We start from the raw sequence: 24,448 nt of genomic DNA on the forward strand, positions 1-24,448 counted from the left end.
CGTGCTTATTTGCGCGCCGCCAGATACGCGCGCACTGCCGTAACGTGTTCGCCGGCCTGGGTCACCGCCTCTGCCAGTTCGGACTCGGTGCAGTGGAGTTCATCGCGCCAGTAGGCCAGTTCTTCCGGGTCAATGATGTCGATGCGACCGGGGTCAAGCGGCTTGAAAGGGGAGGGATGGTCGGTCATGTGCACTCCTGCGGGTTGGTTTTGTCCCCGTCACGATACTCGCGTGCCTGTTGCGAGGCAATACCTTCACCTTTCAGCCGCCACCGGTTCAGCCCCTGTCTGCGCGACCCGGCCTGATTTGGGTTCCCTGGCCTTGGCCTTGGCCGACCCTTCCTGTGGTGGCGTCCGACATGCCCACCAGCGTGCCCACTTGAGTACAGCTTTGTTCGTCGTTGATGTAAACCAGCGTTGCGCCCTGGCCAAAGCGCTGCGGAACGGTGCTGTGGTATTCAAGCCGTGTGTCCACCGGCGCTTCGCTGGACTGGAAGATCAGATTGCCAGCGGGGTTGTACACGCTGTAGCAGCCTGCGTGCGCCGCCATCGTCAGGCCGCAGGTCGCAAGCAGGGCAAAAACGTTTTTCAAGGTTGGACTCCAGAGGTTGGGATTGATCATAGGCAGTCCCTTGACCGTGTACTGTATAAAAAGACGCGCTTGATGGAATTTTGCTATTGATTAAATAGCAGCTTATGCAAGATGGTAATGCGCTAAAGCCGTTTTTGCTTGAATTTCAAGTCAGTGCGCCCCGTGCATCCACACGGATGATGCGTTCGACCGTTCCACTTTTCAGGCCGCCGCTCACACCAATCATCACATCATGCAGGTTCACGGTCGGATCGCAATGGCCAGGAATCAGCCATAGCATCTGGCCCAAATCGGGCAAGCCAGTCTGGCCCGATGACGGCCGCAAGATGCCGTGTTCATCACCCCCGTTGAAATAATCCAGTCCCTCCTGGCGCTTCAACGCATGCACCTGGGGCAGGCCGGAGTCGATGGCATGGCTTTTGTGGCCGGCATCGCACACAGCGTGGCTGGCATGGCGGCTGACAACCTGTGTCTTGACGAAAAGGGCATGTTCAAAGTGAGGTTGAACCGGGTCGCGCTCGTTCTGCGCATAGTCGGCATCCATGAAGATGAAGGAGCCGGCCTGCAGTTCGCCATAAACACCGCTGGCGGCCTCCAGCGCGAAGCTGCCGGTTCCTGCACCGGTCACCAGCCCTGGTGCCATGTCCTGCGCCTTGAGCAACTCGCAGGTCAACTCGACCGACTTCATGGCGTCGGCGGCGGTCATGCGCCGCTCCTGCACGTTGCGCACATGCTGAACCTTCCCGTGGTAGGCCTGCAGACCGGCAAAACGCAGGGCCGGATGTTTGCGGATTTCCAGTGCCAGCAAAACTGCGTCCTGCCCGGGCTGCACGCCACAACGGCCTTGGCCGACATCGATCTCGACAAACACGTCAATCACCGTGGCAGTGCTCGGCGTGCCGTTACGGATGCCGGTCCGGGCGTCGGACATCGCCTGCGCCAGCCGGCTCACGCCTTCCAGGCTGTCCACGGCAATGGCAATCTGTCCGCCATGCGCGGCGACGGCCTGCGTCAGGGCCGCCACCCGCGCCAGCTTGGCCGACGCGATCACCTCGTTGCTGATGTACACGTCGTGCACGCCGCCCGCGACCATGATCTCGGCCTCGGAGGTCTTTTGCACGCACACGCCAACGGCGCCGGCCTTGATCTGCATCTTGGCCAGCAAAATGCTTTTGTGCAGTTTGGCATGGGGACGCCAGCGGACCTGGTGCTTTCGGGCAAATTCGGCCATCCGGCCCAGGTTGCGTTTCATGGCGTCAAGGTCAATCACCAGGGCTGGGGTATCGATGTCGTGGACGGATTTGCCAATCAGCTCGGACAGGTACGCAACCGCTTTGTTCATCGGTTACCAACGCCAGCAGCCGGTCCGGCAGCGAACAGGCCGTCGTCCAGCGATTCGTCGTCCAGGTGCTGGGTGTCTGCCCAGCCGACCAGGCTGAAGCCCTGCGGCGTCCAGAGCAAGCGGTTGATGGCGGCATTGCCCAGGGTCCAGGTGCGTGGAGCCTGAATGTGCAGGCGCGCGGCCGCGCGGTAAAGCACATCCATCACGCCGCCGTGGCCAACCATTGCGATCAGCTCGCCCGGATGCCTGGCGGCCAGCCGCTCGACGGCCTCGACCACCCGGCGGTTCAGGTCCACCAGCGACTCGCCGCCAGAAGGGGCGAATTCCGGATCACGTTTGCGCCAGCGCATCGATTGCTCAGGCAGCCGGGTCTCGATTTCGGCAAAGGTCATGCCTTCGAAGTCGCCAAAGCCGCGTTCGCGCAGGCCGGCTTCGACGTTGACGGTCAGCCCGTGTGCGCGCCCCAGGTATTCGGCCGTTTCCCAGGCGCGCACCAGGTCACTGGCGTACACGGCCGCGATCGGTTCATGCTTCAGCGCCTGTGCCATGCGGGCAGCCTGCGAGCGGCCCGTGGCATTCAGGGGGATATCAAGACGGCCCTGAATGCGGGTGTCCACATTCCAGGTGGTTTCGCCATGGCGGATGGCAATGATGCGGGTGGGTTCAATCATGTTTTATCGAGGTATCTGGACATTGACCCGGCGCGGCCCCGGCGGCGGTTCGGGAAAGCCCAGCAGCGCCGTGTCCAGCATGGCCGACAACACCGCAGGCGTTTCGTTCTGAATCCCGTCATTCGTGACACGGGTTTCAAACACCACCTGGCTGTTGCCGAGGTTGCGCACCAGCAGCGTCAGGTCGCGGTGGAAATAGGGGCTGGGCGTTGAGTAACCCAGCGGAAAGGACAAACCGAACGCCCCGCCCCGGTTGCCACCACCCAGAAAAACGCCGGGCATGCCAAAACCGAAGCCGTCATAGCCGGGGCCATAGGGCAGCGCTTCGATCACCTGCGTGCTGACCCGCACCTGCACGCTGTAGCGCGCCGCCGCCGGGTTCAGCTCCATCCCGACCTTGGCCAGCGCAATGCGCGCGGTTTCCTCGACGCGGTCCTGGTAGGCGGCGCTCACCTGCTGCGACGGCAATCGCTCGAAGCGGTAGGGCGTGCCCGGCCCGGGCGGCGGCGCGTTCCAGCTGTGAAAGGCGGTGACGTTGTTTTCAACCAGCTGCAATCCGGAACAGCCGACCATGAAAAATCCCAGCATTGCAATTGAAAAAATGGCCGAAAGTGCTCGTTTCATATTGTCTCCTGTGGGAGGGGATGGAAAAAATGCTCAACGGGCCGTTCGCAGGCCGATGCTGATCACGGCATGGCCTGGCAGCGTTGCCTGCGCGAACTCTTCGGCATCGAACGCCTTGTCGCCTTCGGGGTCGGCAACGCCGGTGGTTTTAATGCCCTTGAAGTCGTGTCGCTGCTTGTCCATCAGGTGCGACGGCACGATGTTTTGCAGCGCGGCGAACATGTTCTCGATGCGGCCCGGATACAGCTCTTGCCAGTCCCGCAGCATGTTGCCTATCTGCTTGCGCTGCAGGTTTTCCTGGCTGCCGCACAGCGTGCACGGAATGATCGGGAAGTCCTGGATTTGAGCCCAGCGCGTCAGGTCTTTTTCAGTCACGTAGGCCATCGGACGAATGACGATGTTCTTGCCGTCGTCGCTGACCAGCTTGGGCGGCATGCCCTTGAGCTTGGCGGCAAAGAACATGTTCAAAAAGAAGGTCTGCAGCATGTCGTCCCGGTGATGGCCCAAGGCAACCTTGGTGCAGCCCAACTCGCCCGCCACGCGGTACAGGATGCCCCGCCGCAGCCGCGAGCACAGCGAGCACAGCGTCTTGCCCTCGGGAATCACGCGCGTGACGATGCTGTAGGTGTCCTGGTTCTCGATGTGGAACGGCACGCCGAGCTTGCCCAGATAGTCGGGCAGCACCTGCTCGGGAAAGCCCGGCTGCTTCTGGTCGAGGTTGACGGCGACCAGCTCGAAGTTGATCGGCGCGCGTTTTTGCAGTTTCAGCAAGATGTCCAGCATGGCGTAGCTGTCCTTGCCACCGGACACGCAGACCATCACCTTGTCGCCTTCCTCGATCATGTTGAAATCGACAATTGCCCGGCCAACTTCGCGGCACAGGCGCTTTTCCAGCTTGTGGTCTTCGCGTTCGATCTTCAGCGCGTTCTGCACGCGGGCAGACGTCTCAAGTTGTTCGTCTATCCAGAGGGCATTCATGCCGTTCACCACTGCCCTGTCTCGATGCGAATGGCCACTTCGCAGTCGTCAAAAATTTCAAGTTTCGCAATCTTCACACGCACGCCCAGCACGCCGGGAAGTTGCATCAGCCGGTGCGCCAGCTTGCCGATCAGGCTTTCCAGCAGGTTGGCATGCTCTGCAGTGCATTCGGTGATGATGATCTGGCGCACCTTGCGGTAGTCGAGCACATGGTGGATGTCGTCGTCGCGGGGCAGCAGCGGCTGCGTGCCCAGGTTCAGTTCGGCATCGACCTGGATTGGTTGTGGTGCGTTTTTTTCATGCTCCAGGATGCCGAGGTTGGCGTCAAAGCGCAAGCCGGTGAGGTTCAGGATCTGGTTGCCCCGGGTGGTGAACATGTAGACAGTCTGTAATAGGTAAGAAAAGGGGTCTGTCAGCCATTGCCGACGCTTGGACGTGGCAAGAATCACATCAACGAAAAATCGCGCTCGAAGCGCATCAGGTGCTGGCCGCCATCGACCAGCAGCGTGGTGCCGGTGATCGACGAATTTTCCAGCGCGAACTTCACCGCATTGGCCACATCGGCCGGCGTGGACGAACGGCCCAGCGGCGAGAGCTGGTGGCGCGCGGCAAATTCTGCGTCGCTCAAAAGATGGCTGGTCAATGTCAGGCCGGGCGCGACGCCGACCACCCGCACCTGCGGCGCCAGCGCCATCGCCAGCATGGTGCCGGCCGCTTCCAGCGCGGCTTTGGACAGCGTGTAGCTCAAGAAATCGGGGTTCTGGTTCCAGAGCTTCTGGTCCAGCAGGTTGACGACCGCGCACTGGCCGGCGTGCTCTGGCGCGCTTCGCGACACGACATGCGCATGCAGCGCCTGGGCCAGCAAGATGGGCGCGGCGGCGTTGCTGTGCAGGTGCTTGTCGAGCGCGGCAAAGCCAAAGGTCGCGGCGCTGTCGTGCTCGAAGGTCGAGGCGCTGTTGACCACCGCATCGACGCGGCCAAAATGCGCAATGACGCGGGGCAGCAGGCCACGCACCGCGGCTTCGTTTGACAAATCAGCATCAAAAGCGGCTGATCCGCCCGTCAGGCGGTCACAGTCAGCTACGGTTTTAAGAGCGTCTTGGGCCGAGTGGCGGTAATGCACCGCCACCTGCCAGCCCGCAGCGGCCAGCGTCAGCGCGATTTCACGGCCCAGCCGCAGGGCAGCGCCGGTCACAAGAACCACGGGTCGGGGCAGGGCAGGTGTCATGGGGTGGTGCAAAAGGTCAGGTCAGTGAAGAGGCTGGATGGCCGGGGGAATCGCAGACAATCAGGCTTGGTGACAAACATGACGAATCGCTCCATTTTAACGAACACCCTGCAAACCCTGATAGCCAAGGCGATTGACGACGCCGGCGGATGGCTGGGTTTTGATGCCTTCATGGCGCTGGCGCTGTACCAGCCGGGCATGGGCTACTACGCCAACGACTCGCTCAAATTCGGACATATGCCTGCAGTCGCCCACAGCATCAATGGCGCGCAGACCGGCGGCAGCGATTTCGTGACTGCGCCCGAGTTGTCGCCGCATTTTGGCTGCACGCTGGCAGGGCAGGTGGCCGAGGCGCTGCAGGCCACGGGTACGGATGAAGTCTGGGAGTTTGGCGCGGGTTCGGGCGCGCTGGCGCATCAGGTGCTCGACGCGCTGGGCGACCAGGTGGTGCGCTACACGATTGTCGATCTGTCAGTTTCTTTGCGTGAACGCCAGCGCACACGGCTGGCGGCGCACGCCTGCAAGGTGCGCTGGGCAACCGGGTTGCCGGTGCGGATGCGCGGCGTGGTGCTGGGCAACGAAGTGCTCGATGCCATGCCGGTAAAACTGCTGGCCCGGCTGAACGGCGTCTGGCACGAGCGCGGCGTGGCGATGCATGCAGGCCGTTTTGCCTACGCCGACCAATTAACCCAGCTGCGACCGCCGCTGGAAGTCGCGGGCAGCCACGATTACGTCACCGAAATCCATCCCCAGGCCGAAGGGTTTGTGGGCACGCTGGCTGACCGGCTGGAAGCCGGTGCGGTGTTCTTGCTCGATTACGGCTTTCCCGAAAACGAGTATTACCACCCGCAGCGCAGCATGGGCACGGTGATGTGCCACCGCGCCCATCTGGCGGACGGCGACGCGCTGGCCGATGTCGGCGAAAAAGACATCACCGCGCATGTCAACTTCACCGGCATTGCGCTGGCCGGGCAGGACGCCGGCCTGGAAGTGCTGGGCTACACCAGCCAAGGGCGGTTTTTGCTTAACTGCGGCTTGCTGGACAGGCTGCAAGACGCTTCGCTGGCCGGGCGCGCCATGGCGCAAAAGCTGGTCAACGAGCACGAGATGGGCGAGTTGTTCAAGGTGATTGCCTTCGGCGCCAAAGGCAGCGCCGTATGGGAACCGATGGGCTTTTCGGCAGGCGACCGCCTGCATACGCTGTAGCGCTGCTGGCATCATCTGGCGCGCAAGCACGGCGGCCAGGGTGCTGGCGCGTTTTGCTACTAATTTTATAGCTGTTTATTCATGTAGGCCGTGCCTAAAATGCCTATTTGATGCCTATTAAACCGTCTGTCGGTTATTTTTAATCGCCTTCTTACTGTTGCCTGACATGACGCCGTCATAGAGCGCCTGTCTAATCCAGCGGCAGGTACATGCCTGCATACCCCTCCTCACCCTGCATGCTCCTGTCCTCGTTCGCTGGCGATCCACGGCAGTGGCAGGGCATAACCATCAAATGCAAAAAATCACCACCCCCCTTCGCAATACGCTGGGCCGACGCCTGCTGGCCACGTTTTCCACCATCTTGCTGCTGACGATGATGGGTTCTGCCATTGGGCTTTGGTCGCTTTACTACGTCAACGGCGAGACAGAGCAGATGGTGCGGCAAAACATGGCGAGCGAAAGGCTGGTGACGGATGCCTACCGCCACCAGGAAATCAACGCGGCGAACTACAAGGCGATGGCGCTCAGTTCCGAGCCCGAAGTGGGCGACATCCTGGCGGCTGATATCGTGGCCACGCAGCAGCGCTATGACGCGCTGATGAAGCAGCTGCAAAGCCGCCTGCAGACCACGGACGAGCAGGCATTGCTGACAAAAATCAGTGCGGCTGGCAAGGTTTTTGCTAAGGCCCAAGCCGAACTGGTGGCGGCGCGTGACTCGGGGCTGACCGAGCGCATCCGCAAGGTGTATTCGGCGCGCTTCCAGCCAGCGTCCAATGCGCTTCTGGCCGCGGTGTCCGCTCTGGCCGATTTTCAGCGCCAGGCCATCGACGCTGCCGCCAGCCAGATCGCCCGGTGGAGCGCCACGGCGCGCATGGCCTTGGTCGTGTTCAGCATTGCCGCGCTGGTGCTGGGCGCCGTGCTGTCCGGGTGGCTGGTGCGCAGCATCTCCCAGCCTATCCGTCTGGCCGGCGCCACGGCGGACCGAGTGGCCAGCCTGGACCTGCGCCATGACATCGAGGGGCACGAGCGCGACGAAGCCGGTCGGCTGCTGACCTCGCTGGGCGTGATGCAGGGCGCGCTGCGCACCTTGGTGCAGCAGGTGCAGGGAGCGACCCACAACATCAGCCATGCTTCAAGCGACATTGCCAGCGGCAATGCCGACCTGTCCAGCCGCACGGAACAAGCGGCTTGCAGCCTGCAGGAGACCGCCGCATCGGTGGAATTGATCACCTCTGCCGTGCACCAGTCGGCCAAGGCGGCAAATCGTGCCGACGCCATGGCTTCCTCGGCCTCGACCCTGGCCGTCCAGGGCGGCCAGGCGGTGCGCGAGATGGTCGGCACCATGCAAGAGATACTTCAGTCCTCGCGCAGCATCGAGGACATCATCGGCGTAATCGAAGGCATTGCCTTTCAGACCAACATTCTGGCGCTGAACGCGGCGGTGGAAGCGGCGCGGGCGGGCGAACAAGGCCGGGGTTTTGCGGTGGTGGCGACGGAAGTGCGCAGTCTGGCCAACCGGTCCAGCACGGCCGCCCGGGAAATCAAGGCGATGATTCATGCGTCGGTGCAGCGGGTGGAGTCCGGCGTGCACCTGGTGAACTATGCCGGCCAGACCATGGGCCAGACCGTGGAAGCGATCCAGAATGTGGCTCTCAGCCTGCGCGAGATCACCGGCGCCACCCACGCCCAGACGCAGGACATTTCCCGGGTCAACACCGCCGTCTCGCAACTCGAGAAGATGACCCAGCAAAACTCGGCCCTCGTGGAACAGTCGGCGGCGGCATCTGAGAGCCTGCGCCACCAGGCGCACGAACTGGCAGCGCTTGTCAGCCGCTTTGTGCTGCCCGAGCAGGCTGAGCGCTTTTCGCCGAAGCGCGCTGCCGTGCACGCACCGCAACTGGCCTTCAGCGCCTGAAAGCCGCTTGGGGCGAGCAGGTCGGTTCAGCAGTCATTTTGAGGGTATCGGCAATGGCGTCACCACCGATTGCCGGCTTTCAGTGCAGCGGTGCTGCTAATTTCGCGTTTTGCTCACCCTGGTTTCGAAGTGTCCGCGAACGATTCAGGGATTTTTTGGTCTTGAGGGATTCGAGTTCGTGCTTGAACTCAATGACCAGTTCATCGTTATCGCCATAACGGAACTGTAGTTTTTGGCAGACTCTTTCCAGGTTTTGAAGGTGTTTTTGCATGTGCTTTCTCCACTTGAAAATTCACGATGGCTTAGAGGGGGGGCTCAAGCCGCATGGCCCGGGGCCGCGAAAGCGTGGCCTGCGGCATTGTTTAATACGGGTTAACCTGTAGAGAGGGCGGCATGAGGTAAGTAAACTGCAGCTTAGTAACGGCAAGCAACCGCAGTCCCATCCTTCGATGGGTCGTGCACGGCGGCACTGCCCGTCGCCGTCTAAACTCCAGTCCATGATCCGCTGGTTCATCGTCATTTTCCTGGCCCTGATGCTCATTAGCTGGTTCAGTCCGCTGCTGCAAAAACCGGGCTTTGGCAAGCTGCCGGGCGATTTGCGGTTTCGCCTGTTTGGCCGTGAAGGGTTTGTGCCGGTGACCACCACCATTTTGCTGAGCTTTGCCGCCAGCCTGGTCAGCAAGCTGATCTGACCTGACCCATCAACAAGGACGTGCCTGCCATGAACGCTTCTTCACCTTTCTTGCCCATGCTGTCCGAACTTCGCCTGGATGACGGGGCGGCGCCCGTGGCCTGCGTTGACATTGGCGGCACCAAGGTGGCGGTCAACGTGGTCAACGCGCGTGGGGCTCTCGGCCGTCTGGTCGAGCCGACCGCCAAACAGGGCGCGCCCGATGCGCTGGCCCGGCAAGTGCTGCGCATGATTGGCGCCAGCTGCCAGGCCGCGCATATCGACGCGCGTGACATCGCCGCCGTCGGCGTGGCCTCCTGCGGCCCGTTTGTGCTGAACCAGGGGCTGGTGGAACTGGCGTCGCCGAATATCTGTGGCGGCATGGCCGGCGCAGAGCGCGGTCTGCCCAACGACTGGACCACGGCTGTGCTCGAAGCGCCGCTGCGCGAGGCGTTTGCCCGGGTGCAGGTAGAGAACGACGGCATTGCCGCGCTGCAGGCCGAGCGCCGCTGGGGCGCGTTGCAGGGCCTGGACCACTGCGCTTACGTGACCTGGAGCACCGGCGTCGGCGTTGGCCTGTGCGTCGATGGCCGGGTGCTGCGCGGCAAGAACGGCAATGCCGGGCATGCGGGCCACATGTTTGTCAGCGACAACCTGGACGCGCTGTGCGGCTGCGGCAACATCGGCGATGTCGAGGCGCTGGTGGCCGGCAACGCGCTGCCCCGGCGTTTTCCTGCCTATCCTGATGCTGCCAGTGTTTTGATAGCTGCCAAGGCAGGCGAGACGGGCGCCATCGCCATTATTGATGCGATATGCCAGGTGATGGGCCGGATGCTCTACAACCTGGTCGTCACCTTGGACCTGCAGCGCGTCAGCCTGGGCGGCAGTGTCTTCTGGCACCACCGCGACTATCTGCTGCCGCGCCTGCAGGCGCAACTCAAGGGCCGGCTGCCCGCGCTGACCGACGGCTGCACGCTGGTGCCGGCCGGCCTGGGCGAGCAGGTCGGCGACTTTGCGGCGCTCGCGTTGGTCGCCTGACGCAGGCTGGCCCGACCAACGGCAGGTGGCTCAGTCGGGCTCGCAGGCCGCCAGCGTTTCCAAGAAAGCCTTGCGCCACCAGTGCACGTCCTGGCTGCGCACGCGCTCCAGCAATTGCTGGTGTCGCCGCTGGCGCTCGATCAGCGGCATCTGCAGCGCCAGCTGGATGCTTTCGGCCGTGCCGTGCACGTCGTACGGGTTCACCAGGATGGCTTCCTTGAGCTGCTCGGCCGCGCCGGCAAAGCGAGACAGCACCAGCACGCCGGGGTCGGCCGGGTCCTGCGCGACGATGAATTCCTTGGCCACCAGGTTCATGCCGTCGCGCAGCGGCGTGACCAGTGCCACGTCGGCCACGCGGTACAGCCCCGGCAGGCGCTTGCGGGCAACGTTGCGGTGGATATAGCGCACCGGCATCCAGTCCAATTCGCCGTAGTCGCCATTGACGGCGCCGCACAGGCTCTCCAGCTCCTGGCGCAGGCCGGCGTAGGTGTCCAGCGCCTCGCGGCTGGGCGAGGCAATTTGAATCAGGGTCGCACTGCGGATGTTTTCCGGGTAATTTTTCAGCAGTTCGCGAAACGCCTTCACGCGCTGCGGCAGGCCCTTGGAATAGTCGAGCCGCTCGACGCCCAGCAGAATGCGCCGGCGCGAGAACTCCTTTTTCATGCGCTGGTACATGTCGCGGCCTTCCTTGGCATGCGTCAGCGCGTCGAATTCGTCCACGTCGATGCCAATCGGAAAGGCTTGCGCATGCACCTTGCGGCCAAAGGCGCGGAACTGGTGCGCGTCGAATGTTTCGGCGCCGACTTCCCTGCCGACATAGCTGGCGAAATGCTCGATGTCGGCCTGGGACTGAAAGCCCACCACGTCATAGGCGAACAGCGAGCGGATCAGCCATTCGTGTTGCGGCACGGCAGCCAGGATCAGCGGCGGCGGCAGTGGAATGTGCAGGAAAAACCCGATCCGGTTCTTGCAACCCATGGCGCGCAACTCGGCCGCCATCGGGATCAGGTGGTAGTCGTGTACCCAGATGATGTCGTCGGGCAGGAGCAGCGGCATCAGCTTGCGCGCCAGCAGCTTGTTCACGCGCCGGTAGCCGCCGATGTAGCCGGCATCGAAATCGGCCAGGTCGAGCCGGTAATGAAACACCGGCCAGAGCACGCCATTGCTGTAGCCGAGATAGTAGCTGTCGTGGTCTTCCTTGCACAGGTCCACTGTGGTCAGGGTGACATTGCCCGAGTGGTGGGTGTGCACCTCGCCTTCGCCCGGCGTGCCGTTTTCGACCACCGTGCCGCTCCAGCCAAACCACAGCCCGCCATTGGTCGACAGCGCATCGCCCAGCGCCACCGCCAGGCCACCAGCCGCCGCCGACTTGCGCGGGTCGGCAATGCGGTTGGAAACAACAACCAATCGAGCCATAGATTTTCTGCCAGGGGTGGAAATTAAAGAAACGAGGCGCGACGCAGCACGAGGTGCAAACCAGTGCCAGCACCGGCCGCGGAACTGGCTTTGCCAGGCCGCAGGCGGGACGGTCTCCTCGGAGGGCAGCGACCCGCGAAGCGGCGGAGCGTGGGGGTCATACCTGACTGTCCCAGGGCGCCGACAAGCGCATCGCGGCGTTGATGATGCCGACCATGGAATAGGTTTGCGGAAAGTTTCCCCACATCTCGCCGGTCACCGGGTGCGTGTCTTCGGACAGCAGGCCGACATGGTTACGGGCGGCGAGCATGGTTTCGAAAATCTCCCGCGCCTGGTCCTTGCGGCCGATTCGCGCCAGCGCGTCGATGCGCCAGAAGGTGCAGATGTTGAACGCCGTCTCGGGCTTGCCGAAGTCGTCGGGCGCCTCGTAGCGGCGCATGTAGGGGCCGTCGCACAAATACTTTTCCAGCGCGTCCACGGTCGCCACGAAGCGCGGGTCTTTTGGTTCGATGAAGCCGACCTCGATCATCAACAGCACGCTGGCGTCCAGGTCGCGTCCGCCAAAGCTTTCGGCAAAGGCCTGGCGCTCCTCGCTCCAGGACTCGCGCAGGATGCGCTCGCGCATCACCTGTGCATGGCCGCTCCAGTACAGCGCGCGCTCGGGTTGCTTCAGCGTGACGGCGATCTTGCCCAGCCGGTCGCAAGCGGCCCAGCACATCAGCGCCGAAGAGGTGTGCACCCGGGCGCGGGTGCGCAGCTCCCACATGCCGGCGTCGGGTTGGTCATAGCAGCGAATGGCCTGCTCGCCGACCGCTTCAAGGCGGGTGAATTCGGCCGCGCCCGCGCGGTGCAGCAGCCGGTGGTCGTGGAACGCCTGGGCCGCGCCCAGCACCACGTTGCCGTACACGTCGTGCTGGAAATGCTCCTGCGCCTGGTTGCCCACGCGCACCGGTCCCATGCCCCGGTAGCCGCCCAGATGGCCATACACCGCTTCAGGCAGCTCCATTTCCAGGCCGATGCCGAACAGGGGCTGGATATGCCCGCCGTCGGCTTGGACCACGACATTGCCAAGCCAGCGCAGGTAGTCCTCCATGGTGCCGACTTCGGACAGGCTGTTGAGCGCCCGCACCACAAAGAAGGCATCGCGCAGCCAGCAAAAACGGTAGTCCCAGTTGCGGCCGCTGTTCGGCGCCTCGGGAATGCTGGTGGTCATGGCCGCGACGATCGCGCCGGTGTCCTCGAACAGCGACAGCTTGAGCGTGATGGCCGCGCGGATCACCGCTTCCTGCCATTCCACCGGAATGTGCAGCCGCTGGCTCCACTTGCGCCAGTAGGCCAGTGTTTCCTGCTCGAACAGGCGTGCCGTGTCGGCGATGCCGCCAGACAATGACTCGTCAGAGCCGAGCAAAAAATTGTGCTCGCGGGTCAGCACAAAAGGCTGCTTGGACAGCAGGTGCGACAGCGGCGCATCGGTGTTCAGCCGCAGCGTCAGCGCATCGCCGACAAAGCGCAGGTGGTTGCTGCCCTGGGTGACCACCGGACGCGAACGGCCCCAGTCGAACAGCACGTCAAGCAGCACGCGGATGCGCGGCGCGCCGTGAATCGGGCGCACCCGGCGCACCAGCATCATCGGCTTGAAAAAACGCGAGCGGCTGTAAAAGCGCGGCGCGAAGTCGGTGATCTCGACCGCCTGGCCGCTGGTGTCGAACAGCTGCGTGCGCAGCACGGCCGTGTTCGGGTCGTAGAACTGTTGGGAGTGGGAAAAATTCTCGATTTCGATGGCGAAGGCGCTGGCCTGGTCGCTCTCGTCCAGCAGCGCGTTGAACACCGGGTCGCCGTCAAAGCGCGGCAGGCAGCACCAGACAATGCGCCCGCGCACATCGACCAGTGCGCTGAAGGCGCAGTTGCCGATGACGCCCAGCGACAGCGATGGCGGCGCAGGGGGCGAAAACTGCAGGGTTGAGACCGGGGCGCTCATGCTGCAAACCCCGCAGGGCGGGCGGGCACACCCGGGCCGGACAGGGACGCCACGGCCGATTGCAGCCACGCGGCCAATTGCAATACGCCGTCGCAGCGGTGCCGTGCCAGCGTCGGCCCCGGGCCGACCTTGATGGCGTGGCCGCCCATGCGCTGCACCGCCTCGAAACCCGCCTCGTCGGTCACGTCGTCACCGGCAAACACCGGAACGCGGCCGGCGAACGGCGCTTCGGCCATGAAAAAATTGATCGCCGTGCCCTTGCTGAAGCCCTCGGGTTTCAGGTCGATCACGCATTTGCCCTGCATCATCTCGACGCCCTGGCTGCGGCCCAGCGCTTCGCGCATCACCTGCAGGCACAGGCTTTCGAGTTCGGGGGCCTGCCGGTAGTGCAGGCTCAGGGCCAGGTTCTTGCGTTCCAGCTTCAGCGCCGGATGGCGGTCAACCAGGCCTTGCGCCGCCTGCAGCAGTTGCCCCAGGTCCGCCGGGGGCGCGCTGACCATCAGGCCGTCGGCGGTGCGGCGCTGCGCGCCATGTTCGCCGGCCGCCGGCAGCATCAGCGGCGCCAGAAAACCGTCCAGGTCCAGCAGGCGCCGGCCCGAAACCAGCGCCAGCGCACCACTCAACCGGCGGTGCAGTTCGGCCAGCGTTCCTGTCAGGCCCTGGGGAATTTGCACCAGTTCGGGCTGCGCCGCCAGCGCCACCAGCGTGCCGTCAAAGTCAAGGAAAAGCGCCGTTTCGGGCGTGATGCGGGGAAGGTTTTCAGCAGGCAGGGACATTTCAAAACCATAGCAGATAGCCGGTTGCCTGGCTGTAGGTGAATGTGCAGTCCGCAGGTTTATTGATTTTCCCCAACGATGACAAAGGCCGACGCCGGTCCGCTTCGACGGCCGGGCCGCGCTTCAGGGCAAGTCTTTGTAGGGCTCGGGCGTGGCTGCATCGCGCGGTCCGACCTTGCCCAGGCGGCTTTTCAGAGACTGCGGCTGGCCGGTCAGGATGGCCGCATAGCTGGTGGTGTTGGACAGGACTTTTTTGACATAGTCGCGGGTTTCGGAAAACGGAATGTTTTCGGCCCAGATGGCAGCGTCGAGCACCGGGCCGTTGCGCCAGGTGCGCGGCCGGCCCGGCCCGGCGTTGTAGGCGGCGGCGGCCATCGGCATCGAGCCGTTCAGGTCGTCCAGTGCCAGCTTGAGGTAGGCGGTGCCGATGGTGATGTTGGTGTCGCGGTCGTTGATCTGGTCGGGCGTGAAGCTGTCCAGGCCGATTTTGCGGGCGGTCCAGCGCGCCGTGGCGGGCATGACCTGCATCAGCCCGGAAGCGCCCACGCCCGAGCGGGCGTTCATGATGAAGCGGCTTTCCTGGCGAATCAGGCCATAGACATAGGACGGGTCCAGGGCGATGCCCCGGCTGCGGCTGACAACGGCATCGCGAAACGGCATCGGAAAACGCTGCTCGAAGTCGGCCACGCTGGTGGTGCGCTCGCTGGTGTTGATGCAGCGGTCCCAGATCTGGCGGTCGCAGGCCAGCTGGGCAGCGGCCAGCAGGTCGCGCTCGGTCATGCCGCCATTGCGGTGCAGGTTGGTGGCGTAGTTCCATTCGCGCACACCTTCTGACCGCAGCCCGGTCTGGATGGCGTAGGCCCCCCGCATCAGGCTCGGGTTGCCCAGTGCTGCATTTTTTTCTTCGGCGGTCAGGGCGGCCGGCCGTGGCGGCACGGAAATCTTCAGGCCCAGTTCTTCGAGCGCGAGCTGCTCATAAAAGCCGCGCACCGAGGCAATGGAGCGCAGCAGCGCCAGCGCCTCGGCACGCTGCGGCGCGATGACCATGGTGGTTGCCGGGCCTTGCGGCGTGATGACGGCGGTGGCAATGTCTGGCGTTGACGTGGCCAGCAGCGCGCGCGCCTTCCAGTAGGTCCAGGTCGGGTCCGCGCGGCCTTCTTCGCTCATGGCATTGATGGCCTGCAGCACCAGTTGCCAGCTGGGCAAGGTGCCGGCGCGCAGCGCGGCGCGGGCTTTCCAGGCCAGCATGTCGTCGGTCAGGTCGGTGTCCTTGGTGACCCGGGCGTAATACGCCAGCGCATCGCCCGCCGGCACCGTGCCCATGCGGCTGGCCGTCTGCTTGCCGATCAGGCCCCAGACCCAGTTGCGTTCCTCGGCGGTGAGCTGCAGCGACCATTTCCCGTCAAGCTGAAAAGCGGCGCCTTCCGAATCGCTGGCGGCCAGCTTGACCAGCGCCAGGGTGATGATTTCCTTGCGTACCGTGCGCAGCGCCAGGTATTTGCCGGACAAAAACTTGATCGGGCTGTTGTTCAGCTCGGCCACCATGGCCAGCGCTTCGGGCGCCACGATTTGCACCGCATCCCGGGCGGCCTTGGGGCGGTTGCTTTCGAGGGCCAGGCGGGCTTTTTGCCAGACATCGAGCGAGGTAAGGTTTTTGCTGCCCATCAGCCGTTCGGCCGCAGCGGTGCAGCCGTCGTCCGCATCGCGCTGGGCGTACCAGTTCTTGCGCACTTCATCTGACAGGCGCACATCGAGCGACGGGTTTTTCAGGTGCTCGACGAGCAACGCATAGCAACGCACTTCACGGTCGTCGTTCATGCGGAAATTCGGGTATTCGGCAGAAAACGCGTCCCAGTCGCGGCGCTGGCCCAGCAGCAGCAGCCAGTCGTTGCGCAGCCGGTCTTCCTGGTAGCTGCCGGCGTAGCGCCGCAAAAACTCCTGCACTTCCTGCGGACTGGCTTCGTCCAGCCGCGCCTTGAGTTCCCAGTAGGCAGCCCAAGGCTCCAGCGCAAGACCCCGGGCCTGCGGCAGCAGTTGCGTCAACCGGCCCTTGTTGTTGCTTCGATAGGCTTTGCTCATCTCCGCAATCAGGCTGTCACCCTCGGCATTGGCACCCGGCGTGAAGGTGCTGGAAGAGGTTTGCGCCAGGGCTGGAACGGCCAGCACGGCTGAAACTGCCGCGCTGCATAAAATTTTGTATAGCATTGGAGGATTATGGACAAATTAAGTACACGCAAAGCACTGGTGCAGTCGCGCCTCGACATGCCCGACCGGCTGGCCCGGGCTGACCTGCTCCAGCGGGTGATGCGCATCTGGCTGGTCGGATCAAAGCACGAGGTGATTGGTGCCTACTGGCCGATCAAGGGCGAGTTCGACCCGCTGCCGGCGCTGTACCGCTGGCAGGAAGACGCCGTGCTGGCCCCCGAATTCAAGGAAAATACGGCTTCTGCGCAGGCGGCGCAAGCGCAGTTAGCTACCGAAAGCATAGCGGGCAGGTCGCCGCGCAAGATTGGGCTGCCGGTGGTCAACAAGCTGCACAAGACGCTGACCTTTCACGCCTGGTACCCCGGCTGCCCAATGGAGGAAGACGCCTACGGCATTCCCAAGCCCAAGGACACCGAGGTGATCGTTCCCACGCTGCTGTTTGTGCCCTGCGTCGGCTACGGGCCAGGCGGCTACCGGCTGGGCTATGGCGGCGGTTTCTACGACCGCACCCTGGCCACGCTGTCGCCGCGCCCGGTCACGGTGGGGCTGGGTTTCAGCCACGGCTGGCTGCCCGACCTGCTGCCCGAGCCGCACGACATTGCGCTCGATGTACTGCTTAACGACCAGGGCGTGGCCTGGCCGCTGTGAAAGCATGGCCTTTTATCTGGATGCTATTGAATATATAGCTGCCTAGGCAATATCTATATGAGGTAAGCGCTGATTTCATTGATATTTATCGGCAGCCAATATAGGCTGCGCAGCGCAAATCGTTTCGCATGCCTGCGCCGCGTCCTGGGCTTGGCGGCATGGCGTTTCGCAACGAATCCATCCGTTTACCCGTCCAGGTCCAGCCCAGACAGCAAGGCCACGAAACCATCAATCGCCGCCTGGCCCTTCAGCCGCTGCAGCCGCTCCAGCAGTTCAATATCTTCCACTGACGTATAGCCCAGGCTGAAGCGCCTGAAGCGCCGCTGGTCCAGCGGCCCCTGGTGCAAAACCTCGACATTGCGGTGACGCGGATCGCCCTGGATGCGCGCCATGACGGCGGCCACTTTCTGGGCACCGCCTTCGAGTTGCTGGCAAAAATGCAGGCCGTCGAACACCAGCAGACCGGTGATGTCCGACTGGTGGTTGTTGCTGCGCGCCTGCATGGCAATGTCGGCGACCGCGCGGACCGGCGTGTCATCGGCAAGGGTGCTGACGTAAATGATTTCGTGGAGATCGGAAGATGGCATGTGCATGGCGGTACGGCAGAATGTACAAGGCTGTGCAGATCAGAACAATGTCAAAAGACACAGTGTTTCAGTTCATTTTTGCCAAGGGCATGCATGCGTACTCTTCAACCCGTTCCCGTCTCCTGTCCGCCGCCATGCGCAGCTTGCCGGCTTCGAAAGACCGGTGCCTTCACGGCGGTGTCGGGTGAAGAACTGGCGTTCATCGAATCGTTTCGCAGCAACGCCCTGACCCGGCAGGCCGGCAGTACCCTGATCCATGAGCAAAAGCCCAACGGGCGGCTGTACACGCTGTACGAAGGCTGGGCGTTTCGCTACAAGACCTTGAGCGACGGGCGCCGGCAGATCCTCAATTTCCTGCTGCCGGGCGACCTGATCGGCCTGCAGCAGGAGTTCGGCGACGGCGCCATGCACGGCATCGAGGCCGTGACCGATGTCAGCCTGTGTGCGTTTCCGCGTGAAGGCCTGCTGGATCTGTTCCGCAGTTTCCCCCGCCTGGGATACGACACCACCTGGCTGGCCGCTCGCGAGGAAGGCATGGTCGATGACAACCTGCTGACCACCGGCCAGCGCAATGCCGCCGAGCGTGTCGCCATGCTGCTGATGCATTTGTACCGCCGGCTGGAGCGGCTCGGGCTGGCGCACGAAGGATCGGTTGAATTTCCGGTCAACCAGCAACACATCGCCGACACCCTGGGGCTGTCGCTGGTGCACACCAACAAGACGCTGCGGCGGCTGAAGTTGCTCGGGCTGCACGACATACACGGCGGGCGGCTTTGGCTGCTCAATTCCAAGGCGCTGGAGCGGCTGGCCGATTACTACGACACGCCGCCGCGCAAGGTGCCGCTTCTGTAGCGCGGCACGGCGCAACGCCCCGCCAGTTGCCTGTATCAGGATTTGCTTTCGTTCAGAATCCTGAAGTCCTGCTCGTAGCCCTTGAGGGTTTCCACAGCCTTGCTGCGCTGCGCCGGCGTCGTGCTGTTGTGCAGTTCGGCAAAGCTTTGGCAGTTTTCCTGGCTCAGTTCGTCGAGATAGCGCCGGTAGACGGGCTCCAGCGGGTTCAGGGTGCGTTCGACCAGTCCGCGCAAAGCCGCCTGCGCCTGCGCGGCTGAAGACTGGCCGCCCGCCATGGGCTGCAGCGTTTGCAGCGCGTCGCGTTGACGACGCTGCCTTTCGGCAAACAGCACGCGCAGGTCAAAACGGGACTTTTCCAAACGTCGCGCAATGACCGCGCGCTGCGGCTCGTCAAGCGTCCCATACAGGCTCTCGGCGCGGCTGAGCAGTTTTTGGTAGCGCTTGCCTTGCCGGGTTTTAACGCGGTCGTCTTCCAGTTCGTCTTCAGCCTCGGCATTGGTTTTTGCAAACTTTTGCGCCATGTGCTTGAGCTGGTCCGGCTGGAGCATGACGACCACTCCGGCGGCCAGCGATTCGGCCCGCTGCGTCATCGCGCCAAGATTTTTGCGCACGTCGGCGGCCACCGTGCAGGCGGCTGCGGCGGTGGTGTCTGACGGGAGCTGCTGCTGCAACTGCTGCAGCGCCGTGATGTAGACCGGCAGCTGCGTCTGCCGGTGCCAGGTCTGGAGCTGGCTCAAACCGGCCTTGACCCGCAGGCTTTGTTCGCCCGTGAAGTCCAGGTAATCGTCAAGGTACCAGTAAGCCAGGTCGGGCGCCTGGTTGTAGGCCAGCTTCATGACGCTGCAGGCCTGCAGCACGCCAGCCACAGCCAGCACGCCGAGCACCCCGATAATCCGGGAGCAAAAGCGCCGGCCGGGCCGCGCCTTGGTTTTTTTTAGCAGTCCAAAATTCACAGGAAATCTCATGTCGAACCCTCTTGACGTTGTCATCATGGCCGCTGGCAAAGGCACGCGGATGAAAAGCGCATTGCCCAAAGTGTTGCACCGATTGGGCGGACGCGCTTTGCTGGCGCATGTCATGGACTGCGCCGCGCAGTTATCGGCCCGCCAGGCGGTCGTCATCACCGGCCACGGTGCCATGCAAGTTGAAGCAGCCTGCGAAGGCAGGACGGGCGCTTCAGCCGCTTTGGGCTTGAAGTTCGCGCGCCAGGAGCCGCAACTCGGCACCGGTCACGCGGTGCAGCAGGCCATGCCCTTTCTGGACGACGACGGTATCACGATGGTGCTGTCGGGCGATGTGCCACTGACGCAGGCCGCAACCTTGGAGGCCCTTTTGGCGCAATGCGGCGGTCAGCGGCTGGCGTTGCTGACGCTCAGCATGGACAACCCGACCGGCTATGGCCGCATCGTTCGCGCCGGCACCCAGGCATCAAGCCAGGTGCGCGCCATCGTCGAGCACAAGGACGCCAGCGAAGCCGAGCGCGCCATCCATGAAATCTACAGCGGCATCATGGCCGTGCCGACGCGCCTGCTGCGCCGCTGGCTGGAGCGTCTGGACAACCAGAATGCGCAGGGCGAGTACTACCTGACCGACATCGTGAAGTTCGCCGTGGCCGACGGCGTGGCCGTGGTGGCGCACCAGATTATTGATGCCGCGCAGGTTGCAGGCGTCAACAGCCCGGTGCAGCTGGCCGAGCTGGAGCGCGTGTACCAGCGGCGCCTGGCGGTCGGCCTGATGGATCAGGGCGTTCGCCTGGCCGATCCGGCGCGGCTGGACGTGCGCGGCATCTTGACCTGCGGCGCGGATGTCGAGATCGACGTGAACTGCGTGTTTGACGGCCAGGTCAGTCTGGGGCAGGGCGTGCGCATTGGCGCCAACTGCGTGATTGCGAACGCGGCGATTGCCTCCGGCGCGGTGATCCATCCGTTCACCCACATCGACGGCGAAGCGCTGGGCGTGCAGGTGGGCGAGGGCGCGCTGGTCGGCCCGTTTGCGCGCTTGCGGCCCGGGGCCAGGCTGGGCGCCGAGGTGCATATCGGCAATTTTGTCGAGGTCAAGAACTCCACGATGGCGCGGGGCGCCAAGGCCAATCACCTGGCTTACCTGGGCGATGCCACGGTCGGCGAGCGCGTGAACTATGGCGCGGGCAGCATCACCGCCAACTACGACGGCGCCAACAAGCACCGCACGGTGATGGAGGCCGATGTGCACATCGGCAGCAACTGCGTGCTGGTGGCGCCGGTGACGATTGGCGCGGGAAGTACGGTGGGCGGGGGCTCGACGATCACCAAGGATGTGCCTGCTGGCAGTTTGAGTGTGGCGCGGGGCAAGCAGGTGAACCTTGCGAACTGGTCGCGGCCTTTGAAGAAATCCAAGGGCTGAGGGGTTTATTGGCTGTTGGCGCAATGCTGTCTTGCGCTGGCTGCTCTTGCGTTCGTGGCTTTGTTTTCTCTGCTTGGTTTTGCTGGCCGGGGGTTGCCCGGCGGCAAGTAACTTTCTTTTGCTTCGCCAAAAGAAAGTCACCAAAGAAAAGGCGACCCGGCTGTCCGGGTCCCTTCGCTGCGCTTCGGGCAACCTGTGATGAGCGACAAAAGCGGGGGTCCGCGCAAACTCGCTTCACTTCGTTTCGCTCAAACAGCGCGCGGCCCTGATCCCGCTTTTGCCACTCATCACAGGCCCAGCCAGAACGGGGTGGGGAGGGGGGAGAATTCGGAGTCAAAAATGCCTTTTGCGCATATTGGGTATGCATAAGCAGCTATTAAATTTGTAGTATTTTTTATTTATTGGGTGCGAGGTCTGTTTGGCTTTTGCTGTTCGGCTGTTCGGCTGTTCGGCTGTTCGGCTGTTCGGCTGTTCGGCTGTTCGGCTGTTCGGCTGTTTGTATTGGCCTGTATATTCCATTCCCCGGCCCCTTCTGTCTGCGCTGAGGAGCGCAAGGCCAGACGGATCAGGGCTTGTGCTTGTTTGAGCCGAAGGCGAGTTTGCACGAGACCCCGGCTGGACTGAACACCGCAGGGTGCCCCGTAGCGAAGCGAAGGGGTCGCGGACAGCAGGGGTCGCCTTTCTTTGCTTGCTTTCTTTGGCGAAATAAAGAAAGTGAGTAGCCGCCGGGCTACCCCCGGCCAGCCCAATCAAGCAGCGCCAGCTAGCGAGCAAACAACTCACCAGCCCAAACAAACAAAACAGAGCTATGAATTCAATAGCTGAATACGCAAGCAGTCATTGCGCAAACAGCACTTTAGGCCTAAATTTGGCTCGCTTCAGGCTAAAGAAAGCCTTCACATTGCGCACATTCGCATCGCTGGTAAACAGCCGCTGCGCCAGCGCCAGATAAGCCGGCATGTCAGCCACATGCACCACCAGCATGAAGTCCGGCCCCGGCGACACCCGGTAGCACTGCTGCACTGCGTCGTCCATCACGGCCCGCGCCTCGAACGCCTCCAGCCCCTCGGCACCCTGGCGGTCCAGCGAAATCTCGACCAGCGCGGTCAGCCCGTGGCCCAGCGCGGCCGCCAGCCGGTCGGCGTTCAGCACGGCAATCTCACATTCGATCAGCCCTGCATCACGCAGCCGCTTGACACGCCGCAGGCAGGTCGGCGGCGACACATGCACGTGTTCGGCCAGCGCCTGATTGCTCAAGCTGGCATCTGCTTGTAGAAATTCCAGCAGCTTGATGTCGGTCGGGTCCAGAAATATTTCTTCCATAAAGATATTATTAAAGAAATATAATTTCAAAGCTCATCATTTTTGAAATTTAATTTCAAAAATGATGATATTTCGATCACATTGACAGCTCGTTAATCCGTAGCATCAGTCCATCATTTTTTCAGGAGTGCTTTTCATGTGCGGCATCGTTGCAGCGGTTTCCAGCCGAAACATTGTTCCCATCCTTGTGCAGGGCCTGCAGCGGCTGGAATACCGGGGCTATGACTCCTGCGGCGTGGCGGTGTACGCCAATGGCCTGAAGCGCGCGCGCAGCACCGCACGCGTGTCCGAGTTGCAGGCGCAGGTCAGCAGCGAACACATCGAAGGCGGCACGGGCATTGCCCACACGCGCTGGGCCACCCACGGCGTGCCTGCCGTGCACAATGCGCACCCGCATTTCAGCCATGGCACCGGTGCGGGCAGTGCGGCGCGGCCGGGCAAGATCGCGCTGGTGCACAACGGCATCATTGAAAACCACGACGAACTGCGCGCTGCCCTGCAGGCCCGGGGCTATGTGTTCGAAAGCCAGACCGACACCGAAGTCATCGTCCACCTGATGGACAGCCTGTACGACGGCGACCTGTTCGAGGCGCTGAAGGCCACCGTGGCGCAACTGCACGGCGCTTATGCCATTGCCGCTTTCTGCAAGGACGAGCCGCACCGCGTCGTCGGCGCGCGCGCCGGCTCGCCGCTGATCCTGGGCGTGGGGTCGGGCGACACCCACGGCGACACCTTCCTTGCCAGCGACGCGATGGCGCTGGCCGGCGTCACCGACCAGATCGTCTACCTGGAAGAAGGCGACCTGGTCGATCTGCAACTTGGCAAGTACTGGATTTTTGACCGCCACCACCAGCGCGCCCTGCGCGAAGTCAAGACGGTGCATGCGCACAGCGGTGCGGCAGAACTCGGCCCCTACCGCCACTACATGCAAAAGGAAATCTTCGAGCAGCCGCGCGCCATTGCAGACACGCTCGAAGGCATCAATGGCATCGTGCCCGAGCTGTTCGGCGACGAGGCGTATCGCACCTTCAGGGACATCGATTCGGTGCTGATCCTGGCCTGCGGCACCAGCTACTACAGCGGCTGCACCGCCAAGTACTGGCTAGAGTCCATCGCCGGCATCCCGACGCAGGTCGAGGTCGCCAGCGAATACCGCTACCGCACCTCGGTGCCGAATCCGCGCACGCTGGTCGTCACCATCACCCAGAGCGGCGAAACCGCCGACACGCTGGCTGCGTTGCGCCATGCGCAAAGCCTGGGCATGACGCAGACGCTGACCATCTGCAACGTGGCCACCTCGGCCATGGTGCGCGAATGCAAGCTCGCCTACATCACCCGAGCCGGCGTCGAGATCGGCGTGGCCTCGACCAAGGCGTTCACCGCGCAGCTGGCCGGGTTGTTCCTGCTGACGCTGGCGCTGGCCCAGTCCAAGGGGCGGCTGAGCGAAGACCAGGAGGCGGGCCACCTCAAGGCCCTGCGCCACCTGCCTGCCGCGCTGCAGGCCGTGCTGGCGCTGGAGCCGCAGATCATCAGCTGGTCCGAGGACTTTGCGAAAAAGGAAAACGCGCTGTTTCTGGGGCGCGGCATGCACTACCCGATTGCGCTCGAAGGCGCGCTCAAGCTGAAGGAAATCAGCTACATCCATGCCGAGGCCTACCCGGCCGGTGAACTCAAGCACGGCCCGCTGGCGCTGGTCACCAACGCCATGCCCATCGTCACCGTCGCGCCGAACGACGCGCTGCTGGAAAAGCTCAAAAGCAACATGCAGGAAGTGCGCGCCCGGGGCGGCGTGCTGTATGTGCTGGCCGACGCCGACAGCCGTATCGACAGCAGCGAAGGCGTGAACGTCATCCGCATGCCCGAGCATTACGGCGCGCTCAGCCCGCTGCTGCACGTCGTGCCGCTGCAGTTGCTGGCGTATCACACCGCCTGCGCGCGCGGCACCGATGTCGACAAGCCACGCAACCTGGCCAAGAGCGTCACGGTGGAGTAAAGCTCGGGTTGGTGAGGAATGTTCA

General features: G+C 63.2%; 24 protein-coding genes. 8 read left to right on the forward strand and 16 right to left on the reverse strand.

Going from position 1 to position 24,448, the window contains the following annotated elements; genetic code table 11:
• Positions 1–5: 5 nt before the first annotated feature.
• The 8 genes from H4V98_RS05390 to H4V98_RS05425 all read right to left on the reverse strand — a co-directional run bounded on the left by H4V98_RS05390 (position 6) and on the right by H4V98_RS05425 (position 5,434).
• Entirely contained in the window at positions 6–188 is a 183-nt protein-coding gene (locus H4V98_RS05390) for a DUF3606 domain-containing protein (RefSeq protein WP_196863948.1), read from the reverse strand.
• 88 nt (positions 189–276) lie between these two features.
• Positions 277–621, reverse strand: coding sequence for a hypothetical protein (locus H4V98_RS05395; RefSeq protein ID WP_280757325.1), 345 nt, complete (start codon positions 619–621; stop codon positions 277–279).
• Between the two features lie 115 nt (positions 622–736).
• Positions 737–1,933, reverse strand: coding sequence for a DSD1 family PLP-dependent enzyme (locus tag H4V98_RS05400; protein WP_196863946.1), 1,197 nt, complete (start codon positions 1,931–1,933; stop codon positions 737–739).
• Positions 1,930–2,604, reverse strand: a complete 675-nt coding sequence (locus H4V98_RS05405) for a histidine phosphatase family protein (protein WP_196863945.1) — start codon at positions 2,602–2,604, stop codon at positions 1,930–1,932. Before H4V98_RS05405 ends, H4V98_RS05400 begins: the two co-directional genes overlap by 4 nt.
• Positions 2,605–2,607: 3 nt before the next feature.
• The gene (locus tag H4V98_RS05410) at positions 2,608–3,228 is read right to left on the reverse strand and encodes a DUF4136 domain-containing protein (protein WP_196863944.1); all 621 of its coding nucleotides are present in this window, start codon (positions 3,226–3,228) and stop codon (positions 2,608–2,610) included.
• Positions 3,229–3,261: 33 nt separating this feature from the next.
• Positions 3,262–4,206, reverse strand: a complete 945-nt coding sequence (ttcA, locus tag H4V98_RS05415) for a tRNA 2-thiocytidine(32) synthetase TtcA (RefSeq protein WP_196863943.1) — start codon at positions 4,204–4,206, stop codon at positions 3,262–3,264.
• A gap of 5 nt (positions 4,207–4,211) precedes the next feature.
• The gene (locus H4V98_RS05420) at positions 4,212–4,583 is read right to left on the reverse strand and encodes a dihydroneopterin aldolase (protein WP_196863942.1); all 372 of its coding nucleotides are present in this window, start codon (positions 4,581–4,583) and stop codon (positions 4,212–4,214) included.
• 68 nt (positions 4,584–4,651) lie between these two features.
• Positions 4,652–5,434, reverse strand: a complete 783-nt coding sequence (locus H4V98_RS05425; RefSeq protein WP_196863941.1) for an SDR family oxidoreductase — start codon at positions 5,432–5,434, stop codon at positions 4,652–4,654.
• Positions 5,435–5,512: 78 nt separating this feature from the next.
• Here H4V98_RS05425 and H4V98_RS05430 point away from each other — a divergent pair, with 78 nt between their 5' ends.
• Entirely contained in the window at positions 5,513–6,640 is a 1,128-nt protein-coding gene (locus H4V98_RS05430) for an SAM-dependent methyltransferase (RefSeq protein ID WP_196863940.1), read from the forward strand.
• A gap of 292 nt (positions 6,641–6,932) precedes the next feature.
• Positions 6,933–8,555: a methyl-accepting chemotaxis protein gene (locus H4V98_RS05435; RefSeq protein WP_196863939.1), complete on the forward strand. Its 1,623-nt coding sequence runs from the start codon at positions 6,933–6,935 to the stop codon at positions 8,553–8,555.
• A 79-nt stretch (positions 8,556–8,634) separates the two neighbouring features.
• On the opposite strand, the gene H4V98_RS05440 is transcribed toward H4V98_RS05435, so the two are convergent.
• Entirely contained in the window at positions 8,635–8,826 is a 192-nt protein-coding gene (locus H4V98_RS05440; protein ID WP_196863938.1) for a hypothetical protein, read from the reverse strand.
• Positions 8,827–9,052: 226 nt separating this feature from the next.
• On the opposite strand from H4V98_RS05440, the gene H4V98_RS05445 reads away from it, so the two are divergent.
• Together H4V98_RS05445 and H4V98_RS05450 are read left to right on the forward strand one after the other, a co-directional pair.
• On the forward strand, positions 9,053–9,247 hold the full coding sequence (locus tag H4V98_RS05445) for a DUF2905 domain-containing protein (protein ID WP_196862934.1): 195 nt from the start codon (positions 9,053–9,055) through the stop codon (positions 9,245–9,247).
• Between the two features lie 56 nt (positions 9,248–9,303).
• Positions 9,304–10,263, forward strand: coding sequence for an ROK family protein (locus tag H4V98_RS05450; protein WP_196863108.1), 960 nt, complete (start codon positions 9,304–9,306; stop codon positions 10,261–10,263).
• Between the two features lie 30 nt (positions 10,264–10,293).
• On the opposite strand, the gene otsA is transcribed toward H4V98_RS05450, so the two are convergent.
• The 4 genes from otsA to H4V98_RS05470 all read right to left on the reverse strand — a co-directional run bounded on the left by otsA (position 10,294) and on the right by H4V98_RS05470 (position 16,638).
• Positions 10,294–11,679 (reverse strand): alpha,alpha-trehalose-phosphate synthase (UDP-forming), encoded by a 1,386-nt coding sequence (otsA, locus tag H4V98_RS05455; RefSeq protein WP_196862935.1) that lies wholly within the window; start codon positions 11,677–11,679, stop codon positions 10,294–10,296.
• A 157-nt stretch (positions 11,680–11,836) separates the two neighbouring features.
• Positions 11,837–13,657, reverse strand: a complete 1,821-nt coding sequence (locus tag H4V98_RS05460; RefSeq protein ID WP_196862936.1) for a glycoside hydrolase family 15 protein — start codon at positions 13,655–13,657, stop codon at positions 11,837–11,839.
• On the reverse strand, positions 13,654–14,433 hold the full coding sequence (gene otsB / locus H4V98_RS05465) for a trehalose-phosphatase (RefSeq protein WP_196862937.1): 780 nt from the start codon (positions 14,431–14,433) through the stop codon (positions 13,654–13,656). The genes H4V98_RS05460 and otsB overlap by 4 nt, the downstream gene beginning before the upstream one ends.
• Positions 14,434–14,556: 123 nt before the next feature.
• Positions 14,557–16,638: a lytic transglycosylase domain-containing protein gene (locus H4V98_RS05470; protein ID WP_280757326.1), complete on the reverse strand. Its 2,082-nt coding sequence runs from the start codon at positions 16,636–16,638 to the stop codon at positions 14,557–14,559.
• A 9-nt stretch (positions 16,639–16,647) separates the two neighbouring features.
• Between H4V98_RS05470 and H4V98_RS05475 the strand changes: the two genes are divergently transcribed.
• Positions 16,648–17,286 (forward strand): 5-formyltetrahydrofolate cyclo-ligase, encoded by a 639-nt coding sequence (locus H4V98_RS05475; RefSeq protein WP_196862939.1) that lies wholly within the window; start codon positions 16,648–16,650, stop codon positions 17,284–17,286.
• A gap of 185 nt (positions 17,287–17,471) precedes the next feature.
• Here H4V98_RS05475 and H4V98_RS05480 read toward each other — a convergent pair whose 3' ends face one another.
• On the reverse strand, positions 17,472–17,873 hold the full coding sequence (locus H4V98_RS05480; RefSeq protein WP_348535217.1) for a BLUF domain-containing protein: 402 nt from the start codon (positions 17,871–17,873) through the stop codon (positions 17,472–17,474).
• Between the two features lie 93 nt (positions 17,874–17,966).
• Here H4V98_RS05480 and H4V98_RS05485 point away from each other — a divergent pair, with 93 nt between their 5' ends.
• Positions 17,967–18,725, forward strand: a complete 759-nt coding sequence (locus tag H4V98_RS05485) for a Crp/Fnr family transcriptional regulator (RefSeq protein ID WP_196862941.1) — start codon at positions 17,967–17,969, stop codon at positions 18,723–18,725.
• Between the two features lie 35 nt (positions 18,726–18,760).
• Here H4V98_RS05485 and H4V98_RS05490 read toward each other — a convergent pair whose 3' ends face one another.
• The gene (locus H4V98_RS05490) at positions 18,761–19,690 is read right to left on the reverse strand and encodes a DUF6279 family lipoprotein (RefSeq protein ID WP_231374671.1); all 930 of its coding nucleotides are present in this window, start codon (positions 19,688–19,690) and stop codon (positions 18,761–18,763) included.
• Here H4V98_RS05490 and glmU point away from each other — a divergent pair.
• Complete coding sequence (glmU, locus tag H4V98_RS05495) at positions 19,689–21,107, forward strand: bifunctional UDP-N-acetylglucosamine diphosphorylase/glucosamine-1-phosphate N-acetyltransferase GlmU (RefSeq protein WP_196862942.1); 1,419 nt, start codon at positions 19,689–19,691, stop codon at positions 21,105–21,107. The genes H4V98_RS05490 and glmU overlap by 2 nt on opposite strands.
• A gap of 837 nt (positions 21,108–21,944) precedes the next feature.
• Here the strand turns inward: glmU and H4V98_RS05500 are convergent.
• Positions 21,945–22,430, reverse strand: a complete 486-nt coding sequence (locus tag H4V98_RS05500; RefSeq protein WP_280757327.1) for an Lrp/AsnC family transcriptional regulator — start codon at positions 22,428–22,430, stop codon at positions 21,945–21,947.
• Positions 22,431–22,566: 136 nt separating this feature from the next.
• Here H4V98_RS05500 and glmS point away from each other — a divergent pair, with 136 nt between their 5' ends.
• Positions 22,567–24,423, forward strand: coding sequence for a glutamine--fructose-6-phosphate transaminase (isomerizing) (gene glmS / locus H4V98_RS05505; protein ID WP_196862944.1), 1,857 nt, complete (start codon positions 22,567–22,569; stop codon positions 24,421–24,423).
• Positions 24,424–24,448 lie beyond the last annotated feature (25 nt).

This window comes from Polaromonas sp. CG_23.6, from assembly GCF_029892315.1.
Lineage (GTDB): Bacteria > Pseudomonadota > Gammaproteobacteria > Burkholderiales > Burkholderiaceae_C > Polaromonas.

Bases quoted from the DNA above. Each gene is read 5' to 3' on its own strand.
- H4V98_RS05390 (WP_196863948.1), bottom strand. From the start codon at position 188: ATGACCGACCATCCCTCCCCTTTCAAGCCGCTTGACCCCGGTCGCATC.
- H4V98_RS05395 (WP_280757325.1), bottom strand. From the start codon at position 621: ATGATCAATCCCAACCTCTGGAGTCCAACCTTGAAAAACGTTTTTGCC.
- H4V98_RS05400 (WP_196863946.1), bottom strand. From the start codon at position 1,933: ATGAACAAAGCGGTTGCGTACCTGTCCGAGCTGATTGGCAAATCCGTC.
- H4V98_RS05405 (WP_196863945.1), bottom strand. From the start codon at position 2,604: ATGATTGAACCCACCCGCATCATTGCCATCCGCCATGGCGAAACCACC.
- H4V98_RS05410 (WP_196863944.1), bottom strand. From the start codon at position 3,228: ATGAAACGAGCACTTTCGGCCATTTTTTCAATTGCAATGCTGGGATTT.
- ttcA (WP_196863943.1), bottom strand. From the start codon at position 4,206: ATGAATGCCCTCTGGATAGACGAACAACTTGAGACGTCTGCCCGCGTG.
- H4V98_RS05420 (WP_196863942.1), bottom strand. From the start codon at position 4,583: ATGTTCACCACCCGGGGCAACCAGATCCTGAACCTCACCGGCTTGCGC.
- H4V98_RS05425 (WP_196863941.1), bottom strand. From the start codon at position 5,434: ATGACACCTGCCCTGCCCCGACCCGTGGTTCTTGTGACCGGCGCTGCC.
- H4V98_RS05430 (WP_196863940.1), top strand. From the start codon at position 5,513: ATGACGAATCGCTCCATTTTAACGAACACCCTGCAAACCCTGATAGCC.
- H4V98_RS05435 (WP_196863939.1), top strand. From the start codon at position 6,933: ATGCAAAAAATCACCACCCCCCTTCGCAATACGCTGGGCCGACGCCTG.
- H4V98_RS05440 (WP_196863938.1), bottom strand. From the start codon at position 8,826: ATGCAAAAACACCTTCAAAACCTGGAAAGAGTCTGCCAAAAACTACAG.
- H4V98_RS05445 (WP_196862934.1), top strand. From the start codon at position 9,053: ATGATCCGCTGGTTCATCGTCATTTTCCTGGCCCTGATGCTCATTAGC.
- H4V98_RS05450 (WP_196863108.1), top strand. From the start codon at position 9,304: ATGCTGTCCGAACTTCGCCTGGATGACGGGGCGGCGCCCGTGGCCTGC.
- otsA (WP_196862935.1), bottom strand. From the start codon at position 11,679: ATGGCTCGATTGGTTGTTGTTTCCAACCGCATTGCCGACCCGCGCAAG.
- H4V98_RS05460 (WP_196862936.1), bottom strand. From the start codon at position 13,657: ATGAGCGCCCCGGTCTCAACCCTGCAGTTTTCGCCCCCTGCGCCGCCA.
- otsB (WP_196862937.1), bottom strand. From the start codon at position 14,433: ATGTCCCTGCCTGCTGAAAACCTTCCCCGCATCACGCCCGAAACGGCG.
- H4V98_RS05470 (WP_280757326.1), bottom strand. From the start codon at position 16,638: ATGCTATACAAAATTTTATGCAGCGCGGCAGTTTCAGCCGTGCTGGCC.
- H4V98_RS05475 (WP_196862939.1), top strand. From the start codon at position 16,648: ATGGACAAATTAAGTACACGCAAAGCACTGGTGCAGTCGCGCCTCGAC.
- H4V98_RS05480 (WP_348535217.1), bottom strand. From the start codon at position 17,873: ATGCCATCTTCCGATCTCCACGAAATCATTTACGTCAGCACCCTTGCC.
- H4V98_RS05485 (WP_196862941.1), top strand. From the start codon at position 17,967: ATGCGTACTCTTCAACCCGTTCCCGTCTCCTGTCCGCCGCCATGCGCA.
- glmU (WP_196862942.1), top strand. From the start codon at position 19,689: ATGTCGAACCCTCTTGACGTTGTCATCATGGCCGCTGGCAAAGGCACG.
- H4V98_RS05490 (WP_231374671.1), bottom strand. From the start codon at position 19,690: ATGAGATTTCCTGTGAATTTTGGACTGCTAAAAAAAACCAAGGCGCGG.
- H4V98_RS05500 (WP_280757327.1), bottom strand. From the start codon at position 22,430: ATGGAAGAAATATTTCTGGACCCGACCGACATCAAGCTGCTGGAATTT.
- glmS (WP_196862944.1), top strand. From the start codon at position 22,567: ATGTGCGGCATCGTTGCAGCGGTTTCCAGCCGAAACATTGTTCCCATC.